The sequence below is a fragment of the Geobacillus sp. YF-1 genome, from assembly GCF_052692335.1.
Genome location: NZ_CP199850.1, coordinates 2,463,934 through 2,485,366, shown reverse-complemented (window position 1 = coordinate 2,485,366; position 21,433 = coordinate 2,463,934). Strand labels below are relative to the sequence as shown.

At 56.6% G+C, this 21,433-nt stretch carries 21 protein-coding genes, 1 other RNA gene and 1 other annotated feature; of the genes, 21 read left to right on the top strand and 1 reads right to left on the bottom strand.

Annotated elements, in window-relative coordinates:
• Position 1: 1 nt before the first annotated feature.
• The 3 genes from aspS (at position 2) to ACTVIM_RS12395 (ending at position 2,977) form a co-directional block, all read left to right on the top strand.
• Positions 2 to 1,774 carry an aspartate--tRNA ligase gene (aspS, locus tag ACTVIM_RS12405; RefSeq protein WP_445612765.1) on the top strand — a complete coding sequence of 591 codons (1,773 nt, stop codon included), beginning with the start codon at positions 2 to 4 and terminating at the stop codon, positions 1,772 to 1,774.
• Positions 1,775 to 1,853: 79 nt separating this feature from the next.
• Positions 1,854 to 2,039: non-coding RNA, 6S RNA (ssrS, locus tag ACTVIM_RS12400), on the top strand.
• Between the two features lie 176 nt (positions 2,040 to 2,215).
• Positions 2,216 to 2,977 carry a tRNA threonylcarbamoyladenosine dehydratase gene (locus tag ACTVIM_RS12395; protein WP_445612764.1) on the top strand — a complete coding sequence of 254 codons (762 nt, stop codon included), beginning with the start codon at positions 2,216 to 2,218 and terminating at the stop codon, positions 2,975 to 2,977.
• 366 nt (positions 2,978 to 3,343) lie between these two features.
• On the opposite strand, the gene ACTVIM_RS12390 is transcribed toward ACTVIM_RS12395, so the two are convergent.
• Positions 3,344 to 3,994 carry an RsfA family transcriptional regulator gene (locus tag ACTVIM_RS12390; protein WP_144975621.1) on the bottom strand — a complete coding sequence of 217 codons (651 nt, stop codon included), beginning with the start codon at positions 3,992 to 3,994 and terminating at the stop codon, positions 3,344 to 3,346.
• A 258-nt stretch (positions 3,995 to 4,252) separates the two neighbouring features.
• Here ACTVIM_RS12390 and ACTVIM_RS12385 point away from each other — a divergent pair, with 258 nt between their 5' ends.
• The 18 genes from ACTVIM_RS12385 to ACTVIM_RS12300 all read left to right on the top strand — a co-directional run bounded on the left by ACTVIM_RS12385 (position 4,253) and on the right by ACTVIM_RS12300 (position 21,419).
• A complete protein-coding gene (locus ACTVIM_RS12385) occupies positions 4,253 to 5,548 on the top strand; it encodes a replication-associated recombination protein A (protein WP_445612763.1) in 1,296 nt (431 codons plus the stop codon).
• Positions 5,549 to 5,612: 64 nt separating this feature from the next.
• Entirely contained in the window at positions 5,613 to 6,263 is a 651-nt protein-coding gene (locus ACTVIM_RS12380) for a YczE/YyaS/YitT family protein (RefSeq protein WP_033018059.1), read from the top strand.
• A gap of 10 nt (positions 6,264 to 6,273) precedes the next feature.
• Positions 6,274 to 6,690 carry a cysteine metabolism transcriptional regulator CymR gene (gene cymR / locus ACTVIM_RS12375; protein ID WP_011232042.1) on the top strand — a complete coding sequence of 139 codons (417 nt, stop codon included), beginning with the start codon at positions 6,274 to 6,276 and terminating at the stop codon, positions 6,688 to 6,690.
• A 192-nt stretch (positions 6,691 to 6,882) separates the two neighbouring features.
• Positions 6,883 to 8,025 carry a cysteine desulfurase family protein gene (locus ACTVIM_RS12370; RefSeq protein ID WP_445612762.1) on the top strand — a complete coding sequence of 381 codons (1,143 nt, stop codon included), beginning with the start codon at positions 6,883 to 6,885 and terminating at the stop codon, positions 8,023 to 8,025.
• A 16-nt stretch (positions 8,026 to 8,041) separates the two neighbouring features.
• Positions 8,042 to 9,157, top strand: a complete 1,116-nt coding sequence (gene mnmA, locus ACTVIM_RS12365; protein WP_033018054.1) for a tRNA 2-thiouridine(34) synthase MnmA — start codon at positions 8,042 to 8,044, stop codon at positions 9,155 to 9,157.
• Positions 9,158 to 9,274: 117 nt separating this feature from the next.
• A complete protein-coding gene (locus tag ACTVIM_RS12360) occupies positions 9,275 to 9,937 on the top strand; it encodes a tetratricopeptide repeat protein (RefSeq protein WP_033018053.1) in 663 nt (220 codons plus the stop codon).
• A 16-nt stretch (positions 9,938 to 9,953) separates the two neighbouring features.
• Positions 9,954 to 12,311 (top strand): SF1B family DNA helicase RecD2, encoded by a 2,358-nt coding sequence (recD2, locus tag ACTVIM_RS12355; protein WP_445612761.1) that lies wholly within the window; start codon positions 9,954 to 9,956, stop codon positions 12,309 to 12,311.
• Positions 12,312 to 12,336: 25 nt separating this feature from the next.
• The gene (locus ACTVIM_RS12350; RefSeq protein ID WP_033018051.1) at positions 12,337 to 12,810 is read left to right on the top strand and encodes a PRC-barrel domain-containing protein; all 474 of its coding nucleotides are present in this window, start codon (positions 12,337 to 12,339) and stop codon (positions 12,808 to 12,810) included.
• Positions 12,811 to 12,825: 15 nt separating this feature from the next.
• Positions 12,826 to 13,017 carry a hypothetical protein gene (locus ACTVIM_RS12345; RefSeq protein ID WP_033018049.1) on the top strand — a complete coding sequence of 64 codons (192 nt, stop codon included), beginning with the start codon at positions 12,826 to 12,828 and terminating at the stop codon, positions 13,015 to 13,017.
• A gap of 11 nt (positions 13,018 to 13,028) precedes the next feature.
• The gene (locus ACTVIM_RS12340) at positions 13,029 to 13,163 is read left to right on the top strand and encodes a YrzQ family protein (RefSeq protein ID WP_081897240.1); all 135 of its coding nucleotides are present in this window, start codon (positions 13,029 to 13,031) and stop codon (positions 13,161 to 13,163) included.
• 118 nt (positions 13,164 to 13,281) lie between these two features.
• On the top strand, positions 13,282 to 14,343 hold the full coding sequence (locus tag ACTVIM_RS12335; protein ID WP_445612760.1) for an AI-2E family transporter: 1,062 nt from the start codon (positions 13,282 to 13,284) through the stop codon (positions 14,341 to 14,343).
• A gap of 46 nt (positions 14,344 to 14,389) precedes the next feature.
• Positions 14,390 to 14,614: a binding site (T-box leader), on the top strand.
• 47 nt (positions 14,615 to 14,661) lie between these two features.
• Complete coding sequence (gene alaS / locus ACTVIM_RS12330) at positions 14,662 to 17,298, top strand: alanine--tRNA ligase (RefSeq protein ID WP_445612759.1); 2,637 nt, start codon at positions 14,662 to 14,664, stop codon at positions 17,296 to 17,298.
• Positions 17,299 to 17,366: 68 nt separating this feature from the next.
• Positions 17,367 to 17,633, top strand: a complete 267-nt coding sequence (locus ACTVIM_RS12325) for an IreB family regulatory phosphoprotein (protein ID WP_033018096.1) — start codon at positions 17,367 to 17,369, stop codon at positions 17,631 to 17,633.
• Positions 17,634 to 17,636: 3 nt separating this feature from the next.
• Entirely contained in the window at positions 17,637 to 18,053 is a 417-nt protein-coding gene (gene ruvX, locus ACTVIM_RS12320) for a Holliday junction resolvase RuvX (RefSeq protein ID WP_144975603.1), read from the top strand.
• A gap of 17 nt (positions 18,054 to 18,070) precedes the next feature.
• Positions 18,071 to 18,367 carry a DUF1292 domain-containing protein gene (locus ACTVIM_RS12315; RefSeq protein ID WP_033018044.1) on the top strand — a complete coding sequence of 99 codons (297 nt, stop codon included), beginning with the start codon at positions 18,071 to 18,073 and terminating at the stop codon, positions 18,365 to 18,367.
• A 106-nt stretch (positions 18,368 to 18,473) separates the two neighbouring features.
• Positions 18,474 to 19,565 (top strand): endolytic transglycosylase MltG, encoded by a 1,092-nt coding sequence (mltG, locus tag ACTVIM_RS12310; protein WP_445612758.1) that lies wholly within the window; start codon positions 18,474 to 18,476, stop codon positions 19,563 to 19,565.
• Positions 19,566 to 19,836: 271 nt separating this feature from the next.
• A complete protein-coding gene (locus ACTVIM_RS12305; protein ID WP_445612757.1) occupies positions 19,837 to 20,481 on the top strand; it encodes an O-methyltransferase in 645 nt (214 codons plus the stop codon).
• 8 nt (positions 20,482 to 20,489) lie between these two features.
• Positions 20,490 to 21,419, top strand: coding sequence for a peptidase U32 family protein (locus tag ACTVIM_RS12300; RefSeq protein WP_445612756.1), 930 nt, complete (start codon positions 20,490 to 20,492; stop codon positions 21,417 to 21,419).
• The last annotated feature ends 14 nt before the right edge of the window (positions 21,420 to 21,433 follow it).

The following is a 21,433-nucleotide window of genomic DNA, read 5'->3' as shown; positions in this document are numbered from 1 at the left end:
AATGAAACGGACATATTATTGCGGTGAAGTGCCGGAAACAGCGGTCGGTGAGCGCGTCGTGCTCAAAGGCTGGGTGCAAAAGCGCCGCGACTTAGGCGGGCTCATTTTTATCGATTTGCGCGACCGGACCGGCATCGTGCAAATCGTCGCCAGCCCGGATGTGTCGGCTGAAGCGCTGGCGGCCGCCGAACGCGTGCGGAGCGAATATGTGCTGAGCGTGGAAGGGACGGTCGTCGCCCGCGCGCCGGAGACGGTCAATCCGAACATCGCGACCGGCCGCATCGAAGTGCAGGCGGAGCGCATCGACATTATCAATGAAGCGAAAACGCCGCCGTTTGCGATCACGGATGACACCGATGCGGCGGAAGACGTGCGTTTAAAATATCGCTACTTGGATTTGCGCCGCCCGGTCATGTTTCGAACGCTGGAGCTCCGGCATAAGGTCACGAAAGCGGTGCGCGACTTTTTGGACAGCGAGCGCTTTTTGGAAGTGGAGACGCCGATGTTGACGAAAAGCACGCCGGAAGGGGCGCGCGACTATTTAGTGCCGAGCCGCGTCCATCCAGGCGAATTTTACGCCTTGCCGCAGTCGCCGCAAATTTTTAAGCAGCTGCTGATGGTCGGCGGGTTTGAGCGCTACTATCAAATCGCGCGCTGCTTCCGCGACGAAGACTTGCGCGCCGACCGCCAGCCGGAGTTTACGCAGATTGACATCGAAATGTCGTTCATCGATCAAGAAGACATCATCGATGTCACCGAACGGATGATGGCGGCGGTCGTCAAAGCGGCGAAAGGAACCGACATTCCGCGCCCGTTTCCGCGCATCACGTATGATGAGGCGATGAGCCGCTATGGCTCGGACAAGCCGGATATACGCTTTGGCCTCGAGCTCGTCGACGTATCGGAAATCGTCCGCGATTCCGCGTTTCAAGTGTTTGCCCGCGCGGTCAGAGAGGGAGGGCAAGTGAAGGCGATCAACGCCAAAGGCGCGGCGCCCCGCTATTCGCGCAAGGAGATCGACGCGTTGGGCGAGTTTGTCGGCCGCTATGGAGCGAAAGGGCTGGCGTGGCTGAAAGCGGAAGGCGATGAGCTGAAAGGGCCGATCGCCAAGTTTTTCACCGAGGGAGAACAGGCTGCGCTTCGCCAAACGCTGGCGGTCGAAGACGGGGATTTGCTGTTGTTTGTCGCCGACCAAAAGGCAGTCGTGGCCGCGGCCCTCGGCGCGCTGCGGCTTCGGCTCGGCAAGGAGCTCGGCTTGATCGACGAAACGAAGCTCGCGTTTTTGTGGGTGACGGACTGGCCGCTGTTGGAATATGACGAAGAGGAAGGCCGTTATTACGCCGCCCACCATCCGTTTACGATGCCGGTGCGCGACGACATTCCGCTGCTTGAAACCAACCCGGGCGCGGTTCGGGCGCAGGCGTATGACCTCGTCTTAAATGGCTATGAGCTTGGCGGTGGCTCGCTCCGCATCTTTGAGCGGGACGTGCAAGAAAAAATGTTCCGCGCCTTAGGGTTCAGCGAAGAAGAAGCGCGCCGTCAGTTCGGCTTCTTGCTTGAGGCGTTTGAGTACGGCACCCCGCCGCACGGCGGCATCGCGCTTGGCCTTGACCGGCTTGTGATGTTGCTTGCTGGGCGCACGAATTTGCGCGATACGATCGCCTTCCCGAAAACGGCGAGCGCCAGCTGCCTGCTCACCGAAGCGCCGAGCCCGGTCAGCGAAAAACAGCTGGACGAGCTGCATTTGGCGGTCGTGCTGCCTGACCAAGAATAGCCGCTCCGCCGGCAAGGAAACATGAGCGGCAGGTGTTCACAAACACAAAAAAATATGATAAAATATAAGCAATCAACCACCCGTCCTAATGTGTTCGTCGCATCACCGATCGTTTTGACCGAACAGTCAATATCCGGGAGTCCGGGGTTTCCAAGCGGCGTGCACGCCCCTTCGTCACAGGGGAAGCGCAAACCTTGGAACAGGGCACCCACCTATGGGAGAGCGGGTTCAAAACGAAGGCAGCGACGGCACGATTGGGACTATTGTACAGAAGAGCGATAAACACGATGGTGGGGCTGACTCAAACGTCCGCTTTTTGGCGGGCTCTCGGGTCAGCCTCGTTTGTTTTGCCAGCAAAAGACCCATTGCCACACAAGCGGGCTTCATGTACGATAAAAAACGGTGTATTACTCAATTTTTGCGCAAATGGAGAGGAGAACGATGCTGCATCAATTTTCCCGCAATGAGTTAGCCATTGGCCCTGAGGGGCTGGAAAAATTAAAAAATGCCACCGTCGCCGTCCTTGGCATCGGCGGCGTCGGGTCGTTCGCCGTCGAGGCGCTCGCCCGTTCCGGAATCGGCCGTTTGGTGCTTGTTGATCGCGATAACGTCGATATCACCAACATCAACCGGCAAATCCATGCGTTGCTCTCGACCATTGGCCGTCCGAAAGTCGAGCTGATGAAAGAGCGCATCGCCGACATCAACCCGGCGTGCGAGGTCATCGCGCTGCAAATGTTTTATACGGAAGAGACGTATGAGCAGTTTTTTGCCTATAATCTCGATTTTGTCATCGATGCCTCCGACACGATTGTGTATAAAGTACATTTGATGAAACAATGCCTCAAGCGCGGCATTCCGATCATCTCCAGCATGGGGGCGGCGAACAAAATGGATCCGACCCGCTTTCGCATCGCCGATATTTCCAAGACACACACCGATCCGATCGCGAAAGTCATCCGCGCCAAACTGCGCAAAGAAGGGATTCGCCGCGGCATTCCGGTCGTCTTTTCCGACGAGAAGCCGGTGAAAATCCGCGAAGATGTCCGCCAAGTTGTCGGCAATGACGCTTCACCGATCCGCAAGGCGAAAATGCCGCCGTCATCGAACGCTTTTGTGCCGTCCGTTGCCGGGCTCATCATGGCATCATATGTCATTCAGGAATTGTTGAAGGAAATTCCGATTGCCCGCGTCGGTGAGTGACGAGCCGGTCGCTGGACCAAGCGAGCGAGGCTCGCCGGTAGGAAGCCGGTCGCCTGTCGTCAAGCTAGGATGGTGTCGCGGAAGCGGGAAACGAACAAACACGGCGTTTGCTCGCTTTGCCATGTCGATGACCGGTACACCCGTCTATATTGCGACGAAAAAAGAGCTGACCGAAAAGGCGATCTCCCCTCAAGAAAGACAGAGCCTATCGTGTGGCGGGAAAACGGTTAGTGCTTATATAGCGATAAGACAAAAGGTCGTCTGCCTTTAAGATCGGCACAACCGATCGTGCGGCAGAAGCAGTTGGGGCTTATATAGCGATGAAAGAGGGTGTCCCGATCCTTTTGGGACACCCTTTTTGGCTAGTTACGAATGGGCGGCTCGTTCGTTTTGTTCTCTCGCTTCGGCCAAAAGCCATTGCGCGAACGGAAGGCGATCGCCTTCTTCGGCGGCGAGTTGGCGAGCGCGCGCCATAATTTTGACAAGCGCCTCGTAATCTTCTTGAACCGTCGTTTGTCGCGCTTCAAGGCGTTCAATTTTTTGCGCCAGCTGCTCATTGCGCGCCCGCCATTCGGCGTGCTCCCGCTTCAGCCGTTCATTTTCCTGCTCCGCCGTTTCAAGCTGTTTGGCATCGCGCCGCAGCGCCTGCAAAAAAGAAATGCACTGATCGAGCGTCAGAGGGGCGGCCGGGAGAAAGGGGGATGACCCTTCCGCCTCTTGGCTGCTGCCTGCGGAAGGAAACGGGAACGGGTCTTGTTCCTTCTGCCATTTTTTCATCATTTCCAACGCCCGTTTTCGCTCTTTTCGTTGCTTCTTCGCCTGTTCGATGGCCTCGAGATGTCGTTTCCGCACCTCGGCATTCCAGCGGAAGCCGCATGCCGCCGCAGTTCGGTGCAACTTTTTTCCAACGTCTGCAAAGGCCGCGAGTTGTGTTTTTCCCTCCCGTATGTATTGAAGCACCGTTTCGGCCAATAGCACGTCTTCTTCATGCGACCATGCATCTTGTCTCGTTTTCATGCTGCCCACCCCACAAATGTAATGTTGATATGATCCTAGTTTTTCCGTTCTTGTTTCACTTTAAACTTCTCCCTTTGGCACGGGGCAATGGGCGATGCCAAACAAAAGAGAAACTAGCGGTTCCGCCTTTCGACCTCAATCAATCAAGGTCAGCACTCAATCAAAACTTAGTTTGAACCGTAGCGGTCTGCCTTTTGACACCGCACGGTTGTATTCGGGTGGACCGGCGCTGTACAATGAAACGAGGAGGGGAACGACATGCGGAACAGGTCAGAGCCACTCGCGCTGCGGATGCGACCGCGCACGATCGACGACATCGTCGGACAAGCGCATGTGATTGGGCCGGAGACGCCGTTGTACAAAATGGTAAAAAAAGGATATGTTCCTTCGCTATTGTTGTATGGGGAACCCGGGACGGGAAAAACCTCGCTCGCCTACGCCATCGCTCGCACGGCTGGGCGGGAGCTGGTCGCCATCAACGCGACCTCAGCCGGAAAAAAGGAGATTGAAGAGGCGGCCGAAGCGGGGCGCTGGTCCGGCAATGTCGTTTTGTTTATCGATGAAATTCACCGTTTGAACAAGGCGCAGCAGGACGTGCTGCTTCCACACCTTGAATCCGGGCTGATCACGTTAATCGGGGCGACGACCGAAAACCCGTTTCACGAGGTGAATCCGGCGATCCGTAGCCGGTGCGGACAAATTCAGCGATTAAAGCGGCTTGAGCCGGCCGACTTGCTTATCGTTTTAAAGCGGGCGCTTACCGATTCGGTGCGCGGGCTCGGAGCGCAGCCCGTCAAGATCGATGAGGCGCTGTTATGGCGAATTGCGGAAGCCGCGGGCGGCGATGCGCGCGTGGCGCTTTCGCTTCTTGAAGCGGCCGTGGCGGCGGCCGATGAACGCGATGACGGTTTGTATGTGGATGAGGCGATCGTTGCTTCGTGCACGGCCAATCGCGGCTTCACTCATGACAAATACGGCGACCATTACTATTCGCTGTTGTCGGCATTCCAAAAAAGCGTGCGCGGCAGCGATGTGGACGCTGCTCTCCATTATTTAGCGCGCCTGCTCGAAGGCGGGGATTTGGCCGCGGTCTGTCGCCGGCTGCTCGTCATCGCCTATGAAGACATCGGGCTTGCGAACCCGTTGATGGGGGTGAAAGTGCAGGCAGCTGTGGCGGCGGCGGAGCGGATCGGACTGCCGGAGGCGCGCATTCCGCTCGCGACCGTGACGATCGAGCTTTGCCTAAGCCCGAAATCCAACAGCGCCTACAAGGCGTTGGACGCGGCGCTCGCCGACGTGCGCGCCGGAAAGGTTGGCGAGATTCCCGACCATTTAAAAGACGCCCATTATCAAGGGGCAGCCGTGCTCGGACATGGCCAAGGCTATTTATATCCGCATGATTACCCGAACGGTTGGGTGGCGCAATCGTATTTGCCGTCAACGCTTGCCGGCGTCCGCTATTATGAGCCGAAAGAGCACGGCGACGAGAAACATTATGCGAAAGTGTACCGGCGACTGGAGCAATTGAAGCGGGAAAGCGCGATTGGGCCGTGAACGGAGCGCGTCATTTATGGTATAATAACACCGGCGATTGACTGGATAGGGAGGCGCATGTGCGATGGTCCATCCTTCGGTCCCATGGCTGCGATGGAGCATTTATTTTGCCGGTTTGCTCGTCATGTCATTCGGCATTGTGCTGACGATGAAAGCCGATGTTGGCTGTGCGCCATGGGATGTCCTTCATATTGGTTTAGAGCGAACATTTGGCCTGACGGTCGGGACGTGGTCGATCATCGTTGGGATGGTGGTGCTTGCGGCTTCGGCGCTGCTTGTCAAGCGGAGACCGCAGCTTGGCGCCTTCCTCAATATGATCACTGTCGGCGTTTTGATTGACGTGTGGATGATGATCCCACCGCTGAAAACGCCGCCACAACTGCTTGAACAATATGCGATGCTGCTAGTCGGCATCGTCGTGTCCGGCTACGGCATGGGGCTATATATTTCCGCCGACGTCGGCGCCGGTCCGCGCGACAGTTTAATGCTCGCCTTGACCGAGTTGACCGGATGGAACGTGGCATACATTCGCGTGATGATGGAAGCGCTCGTGTTGCTTGTCGGCTGGCTGCTTGGCGGTCCGGTGTCGTTTGGCACGTTTCTTTTTTGCGTCACAATCGGTTCGGTCGCCGGTTTGGCGCTGCCGCAATGCCGGAAAATGGCCGACCGCTTGTTGGGAGCCGCCAACGTTCGGGCGCAAGGGTTAAGTCGTTAGGGGGGATATGATGAAGATTTCAACCAAAGGCCGTTACGGATTGACGATTATGATTGAACTGGCGAAAAAGTACGGCGACCGTCCGATTTCGCTCCGCTCGATCGCCAAGGCGAACAATTTGTCCGAGCATTACTTGGAGCAACTGGTGACGCCGTTGCGCAACGCCGGGCTTGTCAAAAGCATCCGCGGGGCGTACGGCGGTTACGTATTGGCCGAGCATCCGGCAAAAATTACGGCCGGTGATATTTTGCGCGTGCTTGAGGGGCCGCTCACCCCGGTCGAGGAACTCGAAGAGGAGGAGCCGGCGAAGCGCGAGCTGTGGATCCGCATCCGCGATGCGGTCGAGGAAGTGCTCGACAGCACGACGCTTGAAGATTTAGCGAAGTATAGCGACGGGGATGAAGGGGCATACATGTTTTATATTTAACCATTGATCAAGCGGTCGCATGTCATCCACCGCGAGCGGATGACATGGACGTGTTTTTACTATTTACACCTTCATGGCCAAGCCTCGCCGTTTGCCGCAGCGGGCGGTTTCCCCAACGGGCGGAATCCGCTCGGGCAAGGGACGGCCGCTGTGGGCGGAAGAGGTTCGGGCGACAAGAAAGGAGAATGATCGTTGGAACGGATTTACTTGGATCATGCCGCGACGTCTCCCGTTCATCCGGATGTGGCGGCTGGCATGATTCAGTCGATGACCGAACAGTTCGGCAATCCGTCAAGCATCCATTATTTTGGCCGGCAGAGCCGCCGGGCGTTGGACGAAGCGAGATCAGCCATCGCCCGCAGCCTCGGGGCGAAAGAGACGGAAATCGTGTTTACAAGCGGCGGGACGGAAGCGGATAACTTTGCGCTCATCGGAACGGCGATGGCCAACCGTGAGCGCGGCCGCCATCTCATTACGACCGCTATTGAGCATCACGCTGTTTTGCGCGCTTGCGAACATTTACAAAAGCAAGGATTCGATGTGACGTACTTGCCGGTCGATGAACACGGGCGCGTGTCGGTCGAGGACTTGAAAGCCGCGCTCCGTGATGACACGATTCTCGTTTCGATCATGTTTGCCAACAACGAAGTCGGCACGATTCAGCCGATCCGTGAAATCGGCGCCCTGCTTCGCGACCACCCGGCGTATTTTCATACCGATGCCGTGCAGGCGTACGGGCTGATCCCGATCGATGTGAATGAGTACGGCATCGATTTGTTGTCGCTTTCGAGCCATAAAATTAACGGTCCGAAAGGCAGCGGCGCCTTGTATGTTCGTGAGACGGTCCGCATCACACCGCTTCTTTTCGGCGGCGAGCAGGAGCGGAAACGGCGCGCCGGCACAGAGAACGTCCCGGGCATTATCGGCTTGGCACGGGCGGCGGAAATCGCCGAGCGGACGAGGGAAGAGAAGCGGAAGCAATACGCGGCTTGGCGCGAAGCGATGTTGACGATTTTTCGTTCCTCCGGCCTTGATTTCATCGTCAACGGCAGCGAAGACGGCCTGCCGCATATTTTCAATGTTGCTTTCCCGGGAACGAACGTCGAATCGCTGCTCGTCAATTTGGATTTGGCGGGCATCGCCGCGTCCAGCGGGTCAGCGTGCACGGCGGGGTCGATCGATCCGTCCCACGTGCTTGTTGCCATGTGCGGAAAAGAGTCGGAGCGCATCCGCTCGTCCGTGCGTTTTAGCTTCGGACTCGGCAATACAACGGAGCAAATTGAGCGGGCGGCGGAAGAAACGGTGAAAATTGTGAAGCGGCTCACAAAACGCTGAAGAGGGGGTGGAGCGCATGAACAAAGCGCCGCATGAAACGCGCGTTGTCGTCGGCATGTCCGGCGGGGTCGACTCGTCAGTCGCTGCGCTATTATTAAAAGAACAAGGATATGATGTGATCGGCATTTTTATGAAAAACTGGGATGACACCGATGAAAACGGCGTTTGCACGGCGACTGAGGATTACGAAGACGTTGTGCGCGTCTGCAACCAAATCGGCATCCCGTACTATGCAGTCAACTTTGAAAAGCAATATTGGGACAAAGTGTTTACGTATTTTTTGAACGAATACAAAGCGGGGCGCACCCCGAACCCGGATGTGATGTGCAATAAGGAGATTAAATTCAAAGCGTTTTTGGAACACGCCATGTCGATCGGCGCCGATTACGTCGCCACCGGCCATTACGCCCGCGTCGAGTTTCGCGATGGCGAATATAAAATGCTCCGTGGAGCTGACCCGAACAAAGACCAAACGTATTTTTTGAACCAGCTCGGCCAAGCCCAACTGTCAAACGTGATGTTTCCGATCGGCCACTTGCACAAAGCGGACGTGCGCCGGATCGCGAAAGAAGCCGGGCTGGCTACCGCTGGGAAAAAAGACAGCACCGGCATTTGTTTTATCGGCGAACGTGATTTCAAAGAATTTTTGAGCCATTATTTGCCGGCCCAGCCGGGAGTGATGAAAACGCTCGACGGCGAAGTGAAAGGGCGGCATGACGGGGTGATGTATTACACGATCGGCCAGCGCCATGGCCTTGGTATTGGCGGCAGCGGCGAACCGTGGTTTGTCGTCGGCAAAAATGTGCGCGAAAACGTGCTGTATGTCGCCCAAGGATTTGAAAACGACTATTTGTATTCGACCTCGCTAAAAGCGGTCGATGTCAACTGGGTGTCTGACCGCAAGCCGGAAGCGCCGTTCCGCTGCACGGCGAAGTTCCGCTATCGTCAGCCCGATGTCGGCGTGACGGTCCACCCGCTTTCAGACGGCAAGGCGGAAGTCGTGTTTGATGCGCCGGCGCGGGCGGTGACGCCGGGGCAGGCGGTCGTGTTCTACAACGGCGAGGAGTGCCTTGGCGGCGGCACGATCGATGAAGTGTTCCGCAACGGTGAAAAGCTTTGGTATGTCGGCTGACCGCTAAGCTGCCGCACCGGCGGTGAAAGCCCTAACCCGGCTTGGGGTTGGGGTGTTTTTGCAATTGCTCGAAAAAAACGAACGTATGTGCTAAACTATAGTCAGGAGGGATGAGCGGTGGCGGATTGGAATGAACAAGGGCTTGCGCATTTGCGCGCCGGGGAGTACGAAGAAGCGCTCCGCTGCTTTTCCAAAGCGGTGGACGATCGCCCGGACGACCCGACCGGCTACATCAACGTCGGCACCGTGCTGGCCGCCGCCGGCGAAGAGGAGAAAGCGCTCGCTTTCTTCCAGCAGGCGCTTTGTCGCGATGAACGGGCCGCGGCCGCTTACTATGGCATCGGCACGCTCCACTATCAGCGCGGGCGGTTTGCCGAGGCGAAAGACATGTTTGAACGGGCCCTCGGGCTGGGGCTCGATGACGCCGACACGCATTTTATGCTCGGCATGTCGCTATGGCGGCTCGAGATGCCGCGGCTCGCTCTTCCGTATTTGCAGCGGGCCGCCGAATTGAACGAAGGGGATGCCGAAGCGTTCTTTCAGCTCGGCCTTTGTTTGGCGGCGCTCGACTATGTTGACGAGGCGAAGCGCTGCTTTGAAAAAACGTTGGCGCTAAAGCCGCACCATGCCGACGCCTGCTACAATTTAGGGGTCATTTATGCGAACAAGGACGAGCCGGCTGCCGCCCGCGATTGGTTCGCCGCCGCGTTGGAGGCGAAGCCAGACCACGTGCTGGCGGGGTATGGAAAGAAAATGATGGAAAAGCGGCTTTCGCCGTAAAGGCAGGGGATCGCTGTTGCAAGAGCAGCAAACGCTGGCCATTGAGGGGTGCACCTTTATTAAAGGAACGTGCATATCCCTCATTTTCCATAACGAAGAAACGCTTTACACCGTTGTCCGCATTCGCGTTGAGGAAACGAACGAAGCGCCGGTTGAAGAGGAAGTGATCGTCACCGGCCATTTCCCGCGGATCAGCGAGGGAGACGTTTATGTGTTTTATGGTCAATTCCGCCATCATCCGCGCTTTGGCCGCCAGTATGCGGCGAGCCAGTTCCGCAAACAGCTTCCCAACACGAAAGAAGGAATCATTCAGTATTTATCAAGCGGCTTGTTTAAAGGGATCGGCAAAAAAACGGCTGCAGCCATCGCCGAAGCGCTCGGCGAGCAGGCGATTGCCGTGATTTTGCGCGATCCAGCGGCGCTCGAGCGCATTCCGAAACTGTCCAAACAAAAGGCCAAGCAGCTGTATGAAACGCTCCGCGCCCACGAAGGGCTTGAGCAGACGATGATCACCCTCGCTCAGCTCGGCTTCGGCCCCCAGCTGGCCATGAAAATTTACCAAGCGTACGGCGAGGAAGCGATCGAAATCATCCAAGCCAATCCGTATCAGCTCGTCGAAGACATTGAAGGGATCGGGTTCGGTCGCGCCGATGAGCTTGGGCGGCAGCTCGGCATTTCCGGAAGCCACCCGGCTCGGCTGCGCGCCGCTTCCTTGTTTGTCCTCGAGCAAGTTTGCCTGCAGGAAGGGCATGTGTACATGGCCGAGAAAGAGCTGGCCGGCCGCATTGCTGAACTGCTGGATGGCCGGCCGAGCGGGGCGGTCGACGGACAAGCCATTCAACGGACGCTGCTGATGTTGAGTGAAGAAGGAAAACTGGTCGTTGAGCAAGGCCGTTGTTATCTCCCGTCGCTTTACTTTGCCGAAAAAGGCATCGTTTCCAACGTCAAGCGGCTGCTCCGGCAAACGGCGGTGCCGTTTGCGGAATCGGAGTTTTTGCTGGCGCTCGGGGCGCTTGAAGAGCGGCTTGGCATGCAGTACGCGCCCCAGCAAAAAGAGGCGATTCAGCGGGCGCTTTCCTCCCCGTTGTTCATTTTAACCGGCGGTCCGGGCACGGGAAAAACAACGGTCATCAAAGGGATTGTCGAGCTGTTCGCCGCTCTTAACGGCTTATCGTTAGATCCGGCCCGCTACCAGCAAGGCGAGCCGTTCCCGGTCGTGCTCGCCGCCCCGACCGGACGGGCGGCCAAGCGGATGAGCGAGGCGACCGGCCTGCCGGCGGCGACGATTCATCGGCTGCTCGGTTGGAACGGAGTGGAAGGGTTCAGCCGCGATGAACATGAACCGCTTGCCGGCAAGCTGCTTGTCATCGATGAAATGTCGATGGTCGACACATGGCTGGCTAATCAGCTGTTCAAAGCGGTGCCAAACGGCATGCAAGTCGTGCTGGTCGGCGATGAAGACCAGCTGCCATCCGTCGGGCCCGGCCAAGTGCTGAAAGATTTGCTCGAGTCCGGCGTCGTTCCTTCGGTGCGGCTGACAGACGTGTACCGTCAGGCGGAAGGATCGTCGATCATCGAGCTCGCTCATGAGGTAAAGCGCGGCGCCGTGCCGCCCGATTTGACTGCGCCAAAGGCGGATCGCTCGTTCATTCGCTGCCGCGCCGGCCAAGTCGTGGATGTCGTCCGGCAAATCGCGGACAATGCGCGAAAAAAAGGCTTTTCGGTCAAAGATATTCAAGTGCTCGCCCCGATGTACCGAGGCCCGGCCGGCATTGATCGGCTCAACAAAGCGCTTCAAGAGCTCTTCAATCCGCCATCCGCCGGGAAGCGGGAACTGGCGGCCGGCGAGGTGGTGTACCGCGTCGGCGACAAGGTGCTTCAGCTCGTCAATCAGCCGGAAGACAACGTGTTTAACGGCGATATCGGCGAAGTCGTTGCCATTTTTTACGCGAAAGAGAACACCGACAAGCAAGACTTGCTCGTTGTCTCGTTTGACGGTGTGGAAGTGACCTACACCCGGCAAGAGCTGTCGCAAATTACCCATGCGTACTGCTGCTCTGTGCATAAAGCGCAAGGAAGCGAATTCCCTATCGTCATTTTGCCCGTCGTGAAAAGCTACTATCGGATGTTGAAGCGGAACTTGCTGTATACAGCGGTGACGAGAAGCAAACAATTTTTGATTTTATGCGGCGAAGAGGAAGCGTTTCGGGCCGGCGTCGCCAAGCAGAGCGACGGGGCGCGGCGGACGGCGCTGGCGGAAAAGCTGACGGCGGCGATGGCGCCGGTTGTCGAGGTCGAACTGCCGCTTGAGGATGCGAACGTCGGAATGGAAAACGTTACGCCGTATGACTTTATGAGCGATGAGTCAAGCTAAAGGTGGCTGGAAAGGTGGGAGAGCGATGCGAACGTTTTCCGACATGAAAGGTCTTCCCATTTACGAACAAGCGACAGGGAAAAACGTCGGAACGATCGCGGATGTTTGGTTTACCAGCCACGGCACGGTGCAAGGGTTTGTTGCCGAACAGCGCGGCTTGTTTGGCCGCCGCCGCTATTTGCCGCTTGCGGCCGTGCGAGCGCTGCAAAACGATCGAATGCTCATCGACGACGCGCGAAGTTTCCAGCCCTTGCCTTCCTCTGACAGCGGCCACTCTCTTTACGGTGAACGAGGCATCGCCGGCAACATGGTTGTCGCCGCCGACGGGACGACGATCGGATTGTTAGATGACGTATATTTCGACGGGCAATGGGGCAGAATTGATGGATACGAGATCAGTGAGGGATTTTTTTCCGATTTGACAGAAGGAAAGAAGCGAATGCCGCTTGCCCCGTTCACGGCGAAAGAAGGGGTTGTGATGGTGGACACAACAAAGTAAGGAGAGTGGCTGTCGGTGCTCATTTGCCCGAACTGCAAACGAAAAAATTTAGGAAAAATCGGCGTCAACCAATATTATTGCTGGGATTGTTTCATCGAGCTTTCCGTCTCGAAAGGAGTCATCCATGTCCATCAAGTGGAGGAGGACGGGACGTTAAGCTCTCTTGATGATTTGTTCGACGATTATGAGCGCACGATTCAACTTTAGGGGGGACAGTCATGAACCGGACGATGACATCGCTGTTGGCTGTCGGGTTGGGTGTCGCCGCGTATCAGTTGGCCCAGCGCAACAACTGGATGAACGGGCGCACGATGCGAAAAATGCGCCGCCGCTTGATGCAGGCGATCCGCTGACGGCGTTGCCGCCCTCGCCTTGCGCGGGGGCGGTGCTTTGTGATTGTCAAATAGTGCCAAAGCGCTAAAGGCATATTCCTGCCCGCATCCCCTACACTAAACGGTAGGAGGTGTGGTGATGGGGGAGCAACAATGGCAGTCGTTCTTCCGCATCGGCAAATGGCTGTTGGTGACGGCGATCGTCTATTTAATCGTCCGGATGAAAAGCGTTTGGTGGCCGGTGATCGATTTTGCCGCCACGGTGTTGACGCCGTTTTTGCTGGCGGCGTTTATCACGTATTTGCTGCACCCGCTCGTTGAATATCTTCATGGCAAAGGGGTGCCGCGGGCGCTTGCCATTTTGCTCATTTATTTGCTGTTTTTTGGCTCGGTCGGCTACGGCTTGTACCGCGGCATTCCGGTTTTGATCGCCCAGCTGCGCGCGTTGGACGAACAGCTGCCCTCGCTGATGAATACATATCGCCAATGGGTGCGCCACATTCACGATGAAACATCGACATGGCCGATGGAAGTGCATACGCGGGTGGAAACGATGCTCGCTGAGCTGGAGCGGGCGGCCGCCTCGGCGGTCGAGATGGCGATTCGCGCCATGAAATCGCTGATCAGCTCGGCGGCGACGTTCGTGCTGATCCCGTTTATTGTGTTTTACATGCTCAAGGACGTTGAGGTGCTGAAAAAAGCCGTTTGGTATTTGACGCCAAAGCGGTGGCGCGAACCGGGGCTGGCGTTTTTACAAGACGTTGACGAGTCGCTCGGCGGTTACATCCGCGGCCAGCTCTTTGTCTGCGCGGCGATCGGTTCGGCCGCGGCGCTCGGATTGTGGCTTGCCGGCATGGACTATCCGCTTTTGCTTGGGCTCATCATCGGGATGACGAATATCATCCCGTATTTCGGGCCGCTGATCGGCGCCATTCCGGCCGCCATTTTAGCGGCGACCGTATCGCTCAAAATGGTCTTGGTGGTGCTGGTCATCATTTTCGCTTTGCAGTTTTTAGAAGGCAACGTGTTGTCGCCGCTGATCGTCGGCAAAAGCGTGCACATGCATCCGCTTGTCATTATGCTCGCGCTGTTTGCCGGCGGTGAGCTCGCCGGCGTGCTCGGCCTCATCCTCGCCGTTCCGACGGCGGCGGTGCTGAAAGTGGCCATCGTCCATTGGAAGGAGCGCTATGCCTTGCATTGACAAACGAGCGGTGCTTGTCTATAATTTTTCAATGTAAAAGCGAATACATAACGCGATGACGGATCGAGTATGTTGCAGTCCATCTTAACGCGCGGGCTCGCGCACAGAGAGGAATTTCCGCGGCTGAAAGAAATTCCAGATGAAGGGCAACAGAAGGCTAATCCGGAGCGCAGGCAAAACCTGACGCAAGGCTGCGTTACGGCCAAAGAGGTGATGGGCGTTTTTCGCCCATAAACAGGGTGGTACCGCGAGCACAACTCTCGTCCCTGCAGGGGATGGGAGTTTTTTTATATAAAAAGGCGAAAGGGGAGGATCATCATGAAAAAGCTGACATCTGCCGAAGTGCGGCGCATGTTTTTGCAGTTTTTCCAAGAAAAAGGCCATGCGGTTGAACCGAGCGCCTCGCTCATTCCTGTCGACGATCCGTCATTGTTATGGATCAACAGCGGCGTCGCGACGCTGAAAAAATACTTTGACGGGCGCATCGTTCCCGAGAATCCGCGCATTTGCAATGCGCAAAAATCGATCCGCACCAACGACATCGAAAACGTCGGGAAAACGGCGCGCCACCATACGTTTTTTGAAATGCTCGGCAACTTTTCGATCGGTGATTACTTCAAGCGGGAAGCGATCCACTGGGCGTGGGAGTTTTTAACGAGCGAAAAGTGGATCGGCTTTGATCCGGAACGGCTGTCCGTCACCGTCCATCCGGAGGACGAGGAAGCATACAACATTTGGCATAACGAAATCGGCTTGCCGGAAGAACGAATCATCCGCCTCGAAGGAAACTTCTGGGATATCGGCGAAGGCCCGAGCGGTCCGAACACGGAAATTTTCTACGACCGCGGCGAGGCGTTTGGCAACGATCCGAACGATCCGGAGCTGTACCCGGGCGGGGAAAACGACCGCTATTTGGAAGTATGGAACTTAGTGTTTTCCCAGTTCAACCATAACCCGGACGGCACGTACACGCCGCTGCCGAAGAAAAACATCGACACCGGCATGGGGTTGGAGCGGATGTGCTCGATTTTGCAGGACGTGCCGACGAACTTTGAAACCGACTTGTTCTTGCCGATTATCCGCGCTACCGAACGAATCGCCGGCGAGCGGTATGGCGACGATCCGGACAAAGACGTCGCCTTTAAGGTGATCGCCGACCATATTCGCGCCGTGACGTTTGCGATTGGCGACGGGGCGCTGCCGTCGAACGAAGGGCGCGGCTATGTATTGCGCCGCTTGCTCCGCCGCGCGGTGCGCTACGCGAAACAAATCGGCATTGACCGCCCGTTTATGTACGAGCTCGTGCCGGTTGTCGGCGAAATTATGCACGACTACTATCCGGAAGTGAAAGAAAAAGCCGATTTTATCGCTCGCGTCATCCGCACGGAAGAAGAGCGGTTCCACGAAACGCTTCATGAGGGGCTCGCCATCTTGGCGGAAGTGATCGAAAAGGCGAAAGCGCAAGGAAGCACCGTCCTTCCGGGGGAAGAGGCGTTTCGCTTGTATGATACGTACGGCTTCCCGCTCGAGCTGACGGAAGAGTACGCCGCCGAGGCAGGTATGACGGTCGATCACGCCGGTTTTGAGCGCGAGATGGAGCGCCAGCGCGAACGGGCCCGCGCCGCTCGCCAAGACGTCGATTCGATGCAAGTGCAAGGCGGCGTGCTCGGCGATTTGAAAGACGAAAGCCGGTTTGTCGGCTACGATGAGCTTGTTGCCTCGTCGACGGTCCTCGCCATCGTTAAAGACGGACGGCTTGTCGAGAAAGTGAAAGCCGGTGAAGAGGCGCAGATCATCGTCGATGTGACGCCGTTTTACGCCGAAAGCGGCGGTCAAGTCGCCGACCAAGGCGTATTTGAAAGCGAGACCGGGAGAGCGGTCGTCAAAGATGTGCAAAAAGCGCCGAACGGCCAGCACCTTCACTCGATTGTCGTCGAGCGCGGCGCGGTGAAAAAAGGAGCCCGCTATACGGCGCGCGTTGATGAGGCGAAGCGGGCGCGCATCGTGAAAAACCATACGGCGACCCATTTGCTCCATCAGGCGCTCAAAGACGTGCTCGGCCGCCATGTCAACCAAGCGGGGTCGCTCGTCGCTCCGGATCGGCTGCGCTTTGACTTCACCCATTTTGGCCAAGTGAAGCCGGACGAGCTCGAGCGCATCGAGGCGATCGTCAATGAACAAATTTGGAAGAGTACCCCAGTTGACATTTTCTATAAACCGCTTGAGGAAGCGAAAGCGATGGGCGCGATGGCGCTGTTTGGCGAAAAATACGGCGACATTGTCCGCGTCGTCAAGGTCGGCGACTACAGCCTCGAGCTGTGCGGCGGCTGCCATGTGCCGAATACAGCGGCCATCGGGCTGTTTAAAATCGTCTCTGAATCCGGCATCGGCGCCGGCACGCGCCGGATTGAAGCGGTGACCGGAGAGGCGGCGTACCGTTTGATGACCGAACAGCTCGCCATTTTGCAAGAGGCGACGCAAAAATTGAAAACAAGCCCGAAAGAATTGAATGCCCGTCTTGACGGACTGTTTGCCGAACTGAAAGAGCTCGAGCGCGAAAACGAATCGCTTGCCGCTCGCCTTGCCCGTATGGAAGCGGAGCACCTCGCCCGCCAAGTCAAAGACGTCGGCGGCGTGCCGGTGCTGGCGGCGAAAGTGCAGGCGAACGACATGAACCAATTGCGGGCGATGGCCGACGATTTGAAGCAAAAACTCGGCACGGCAATCATCGTGTTGGCGGCGGTGCAAGGCGGCAAAGTCCAATTGATCGCTGCGGTGACCGATGACTTAGTGAAAAAAGGATATCACGCCGGCAAGCTCGTCAAAGAAGTGGCTTCCCGCTGCGGCGGCGGGGGTGGCGGACGCCCGGATATGGCGCAGGCCGGAGGAAAGGACGCGGACAAAGTCGGGGCAGCGCTTGATTACGTCGAAACGTGGGTCAAATCCATTTCCTAAATGGCGCGGATCGTGTACAATGGATGTAAGATGGAGGAATGGCCCGAATCAAGAGCGAGGTGGAGACGGTGAGCTCGTTTGATCAAACGATGCAGTTTCATTTTCCGGAAGAGCCGGCTGAAACGAACGTTCGCGAAGTGCTGCTGACGGTGTATGAGGCTTTGCAAGAAAAAGGCTACAACCCGATCAACCAAATTGTCGGCTACTTGTTGTCCGGCGATCCGGCTTACATCCCGCGCCATAACGACGCGCGCGCCCTCATCCGCAAAATCGAGCGCGACGAATTAATCGAGGAATTGGTGAAATTCTATTTACAGGGACAACGAAAGGACTGACCGATGCGAACGTTAGGATTGGATCTCGGCACGAAAACGCTCGGCGTGGCGATCAGCGACGAGCTTGGCTGGACGGCTCAAGCCTTGGAGACGATCGCCATCGACGAAGAGCGCGGCGACTACGGCTTAAAGCGGCTGCGCGCCATCATCGACGAATATGGCGTCGATGCGATCGTTGTCGGCTGGCCGAAAAACATGAACGGCACGCTTGGGCCGCGCGCCGAAGCGAGCGAGCGGTTCGCCGCCAAGCTGCGCGAGGAGTTTTCTTTGCCGGTCGTGCTTTGGGACGAACGGCTGTCGACGATGGCCGCCGAACGGATGCTGATCGCTGCCGATGTGAGCCGGAAAAAACGGCGGAAAGTGATCGACAAAATGGCGGCGGCCGTCATTTTGCAATCGTACTTGGATAGGAAACGATGAAGGGGAGGCCAATCACAATGGAACATGGAGACCGCCATATTACCGTTGTCGACGAACAAGGCAACGAACAGCTCTGTGAAATTTTGTTTACGTTTGAATCCGACGATTTCGGGAAATCGTACGTGTTTTACTATCCGGTCAGCAAGGAAGCGGAAGATGAAAACGGCGAAACGGAAGTGCACGTGTCGGCGTTTATCCCTGCTGACGAAAATCAAGAAGGGGAACTGCTTCCGATTGAAACGGAAGAAGAGTGGGATATGATCGAAGAAGTGTGGAACACGTTTTGTGCTGAACAAGAAGATGAAGAGGAATGATCCGAAGCGGCTGCCTAAAGGCGGCCGCTTTTTTGTCGGAAAAAAGGGCGAAAGATGCAAAAACTTGTAGTATAATATGACCGATGGACGGGAAAGGAGGCGTGCTATGGGGGAAAAGCATTGGACAGGGAACGAGGGGCGACGTGGGCGAAAACGGATGTTGATCGCAGGCAGCGTTTTGCTGGCGCTGGTTGTGTTGATCAGTGCCGGCAGCTTTCTATATATTCGCTTGGCGCTCAAACCGGTCGATCCTCATGATCACACCCCGGTTCATGTCTCGATTCCTGTCGGTTCATCGGCGACAGAAATCGCAGAGCGGCTCGAACAAAAACGGCTCATTCGAAGCGCTAGCGTGTTTCGGCTTTATGTCCGTTGGAAACGCGAGCCCGGGTTTCAAGCCGGAGAGTACGAACTGACGCGGGCCATGCCGATGACGCGCATCATAGCGCTGCTGCAAACGGGGAAATCGTTGAAAGTCGGCTTGAAATTGACGATCCCCGAAGGGTCGCAGCTTGTACAGATTGCCGATCTCATCGCCGCGCGAACGGGATACAAAAAAGAAGACGTCATGAAGCAGCTGAACGACCGCGCGTACATCGAGCAGTTAATGAAAAAGTATCCGCGTGTCATAACGAAAGACGTATTCCATCCGAACGTTCGTTATCCGCTGGAAGGTTATTTATTTCCAGCCACCTATGTATTCGCTGACAAAAAACCGCCGCTTTCTGAGATCATTGAAACGATGGTCGCCAAAACGGCAGCGGTGCTTGCTTCGTACGAAGAGGAAAGAGGGGAACGGAAGCTGTCGCCGCACCAGCTGCTGACGCTTTCCTCTCTGATCGAAGAGGAGGCGACAGAAAAAGCCGACCGCAAAAAAATCGCCAGCGTCTTTTACAATCGGCTGCGCCTAGGCATGCCGCTGCAAACCGATCCGACGGTTTTATACGCGCTTGGCAAACATAAAGCGCGCGTGTTTTACAACGATTTAAAAGTTGATTCGCCATACAATACGTACCTTCATAAAGGGCTGCCGCCAGGGCCGATCGCCAACGCGGGCGCAATGTCGATTGAAGCGGCGCTTGAGCCGGCGCAAACCGATTATTTGTATTTTTTAGCCACCCCCACAGGCGATGTCATTTTCACGAAAACGCTGGCCGAGCACAACCGGGAAAAGGCGAAGCATATTGGGAAACGATAGCGCAAAACGGAAGTTGCTGGCGGGTTAGGCGAAACGGTTTCGCTTTTCCGCCGAGTTATGGTAAGATAAAGAAAGTTGAACAGGGAGCGATAAGGGTCCGGTAGCGGCTCTTATTTGGAACGGATGGGCGCAGCACCTCGGGCCGCCGCTTGGCCCGGGGCGGGCGCTTTTCCGTTTGTTGATGGCAAGGAGCACAAGCCCGGCGATCGCTGCTTTATTTTCGCGACGGGGCGGGCGTTTTTCCGCTTGTTGATGGCAAGGAGGGTTCCGTTTGCTGACTGATGAGGTCGTTTCGTACTTGCAGCGGCTGCGGCCGGCGTTGGATGCGGATGTGGAACAGATCGAGCGCGAAGCCCGCGAACAGCGGGTGCCGATCATGGATTCGGTGAGCATCGAAACGATGTTGTTCGTGCTCAAGCTCGCGAAGCCGCGCCGCATTTTAGAAATCGGCACGGCGATCGGCTATTCGGCGATCCGGATGGCAAAAGCGCTGCCGGAGGCGCACATTGTAACGATAGAAAAAGACCGGGAGCGGTATGAGCGCGCCCGTTTTTATATGGAAAAGACCGATTGCGCCCAGCGAATTGAAGCGGTGTGGGGCGACGCCTTGGCGGTGACGGAGAAGGTGGCGTCGACCGCGCCGTTTGACGCGTTGGTGATCGATGCCGCCAAAGGGCAATATGAGCGCTTCTTTACGCTCTATGAGCCGTTTCTCGCTGAAGGCGGCCTCGTCATTACCGACAACGTGCTATTTAAAGGGCTTGTCGCCGCCGAAACGCCCGCGGGCAATAAGCGGCTTTGGAATCTCGCCCAAAAAATTCGCCGCTATAATGAGTGGTTGATGGCCCGGGGCGATTATGACACCGTCATCATTCCGGTCGGCGATGGGCTCGCGATATCGAAAAAAATGAGGTGAACGAGAAAATGAAAAAACCGGAATTGCTCGTCACGCCGACGAGCGTTTCCCATATTGATGAACTGGCGGAAGCCGGGGCGGACGCCATCATCATCGGTGAGCAGCGCTATGGCTTGCGGCTCGCCGGCGAGTTTTCCCGTTCGGATGTGGCCGCGGCTGTTGAAACAGCCCACCGGCGCGGCATGAACGTGTATGTGGCGATGAACGCCCTTTTTCATAACGACAAAGTGGACGAGCTTGCCGACTACGTGGCGTTTTTAGCTGGAGTCGGCGCCGATGCCATCGTCTTCGGCGATCCCGCGGTGCTTTTGACCGTCCGAGAAACGGCGCCGCACATGAACCTCCACTGGAGCACGGAGACGACAGCGACGAACTGGTATGCGTGCAACTACTGGGGGCGAAAAGGGGCGAAACGCGCTGTCTTGGCGCGCGAGCTGAACATGGACGCCATTTTGGAAATCAAAGCCCATGCTGAAGTGGAAATTGAAGTGCAAGTGCACGGCATGACGTGCATGTACCAGTCGAAGCGTTCGCTGATTGGCAACTATTTTGCCTATCAAGGAAAAGTGATGGAAATCGAACGGAAAAAGTACGAAAAAGGGATGTTCCTGTACGACAAAGAGCGCGACTATAAATACCCGATTTTTGAAGACGAAAACGGCACGCACATTATGAGCCCGAACGATCTTTGCATCATTGACGAACTGGGCGATATGGTGGAAGCCGGCATCGACAGCTTCAAAATCGACGGCGTTCTGCACACCGCGGACTACATTACGGAAGTGACGAAGCTGTACCGCCGCGCCATCGATTTATGTACGGAAGACCGCGAGCGCTACGAGCGAGAAAAAGAGAAGCTGCTGGCGGCCGTTGAAGCGCTTCAGCCGCCGCACCGCCGCATCGACACCGGATTTTTCTTCAAGGAAACCATTTATTGAGAAAAGGAGGGACA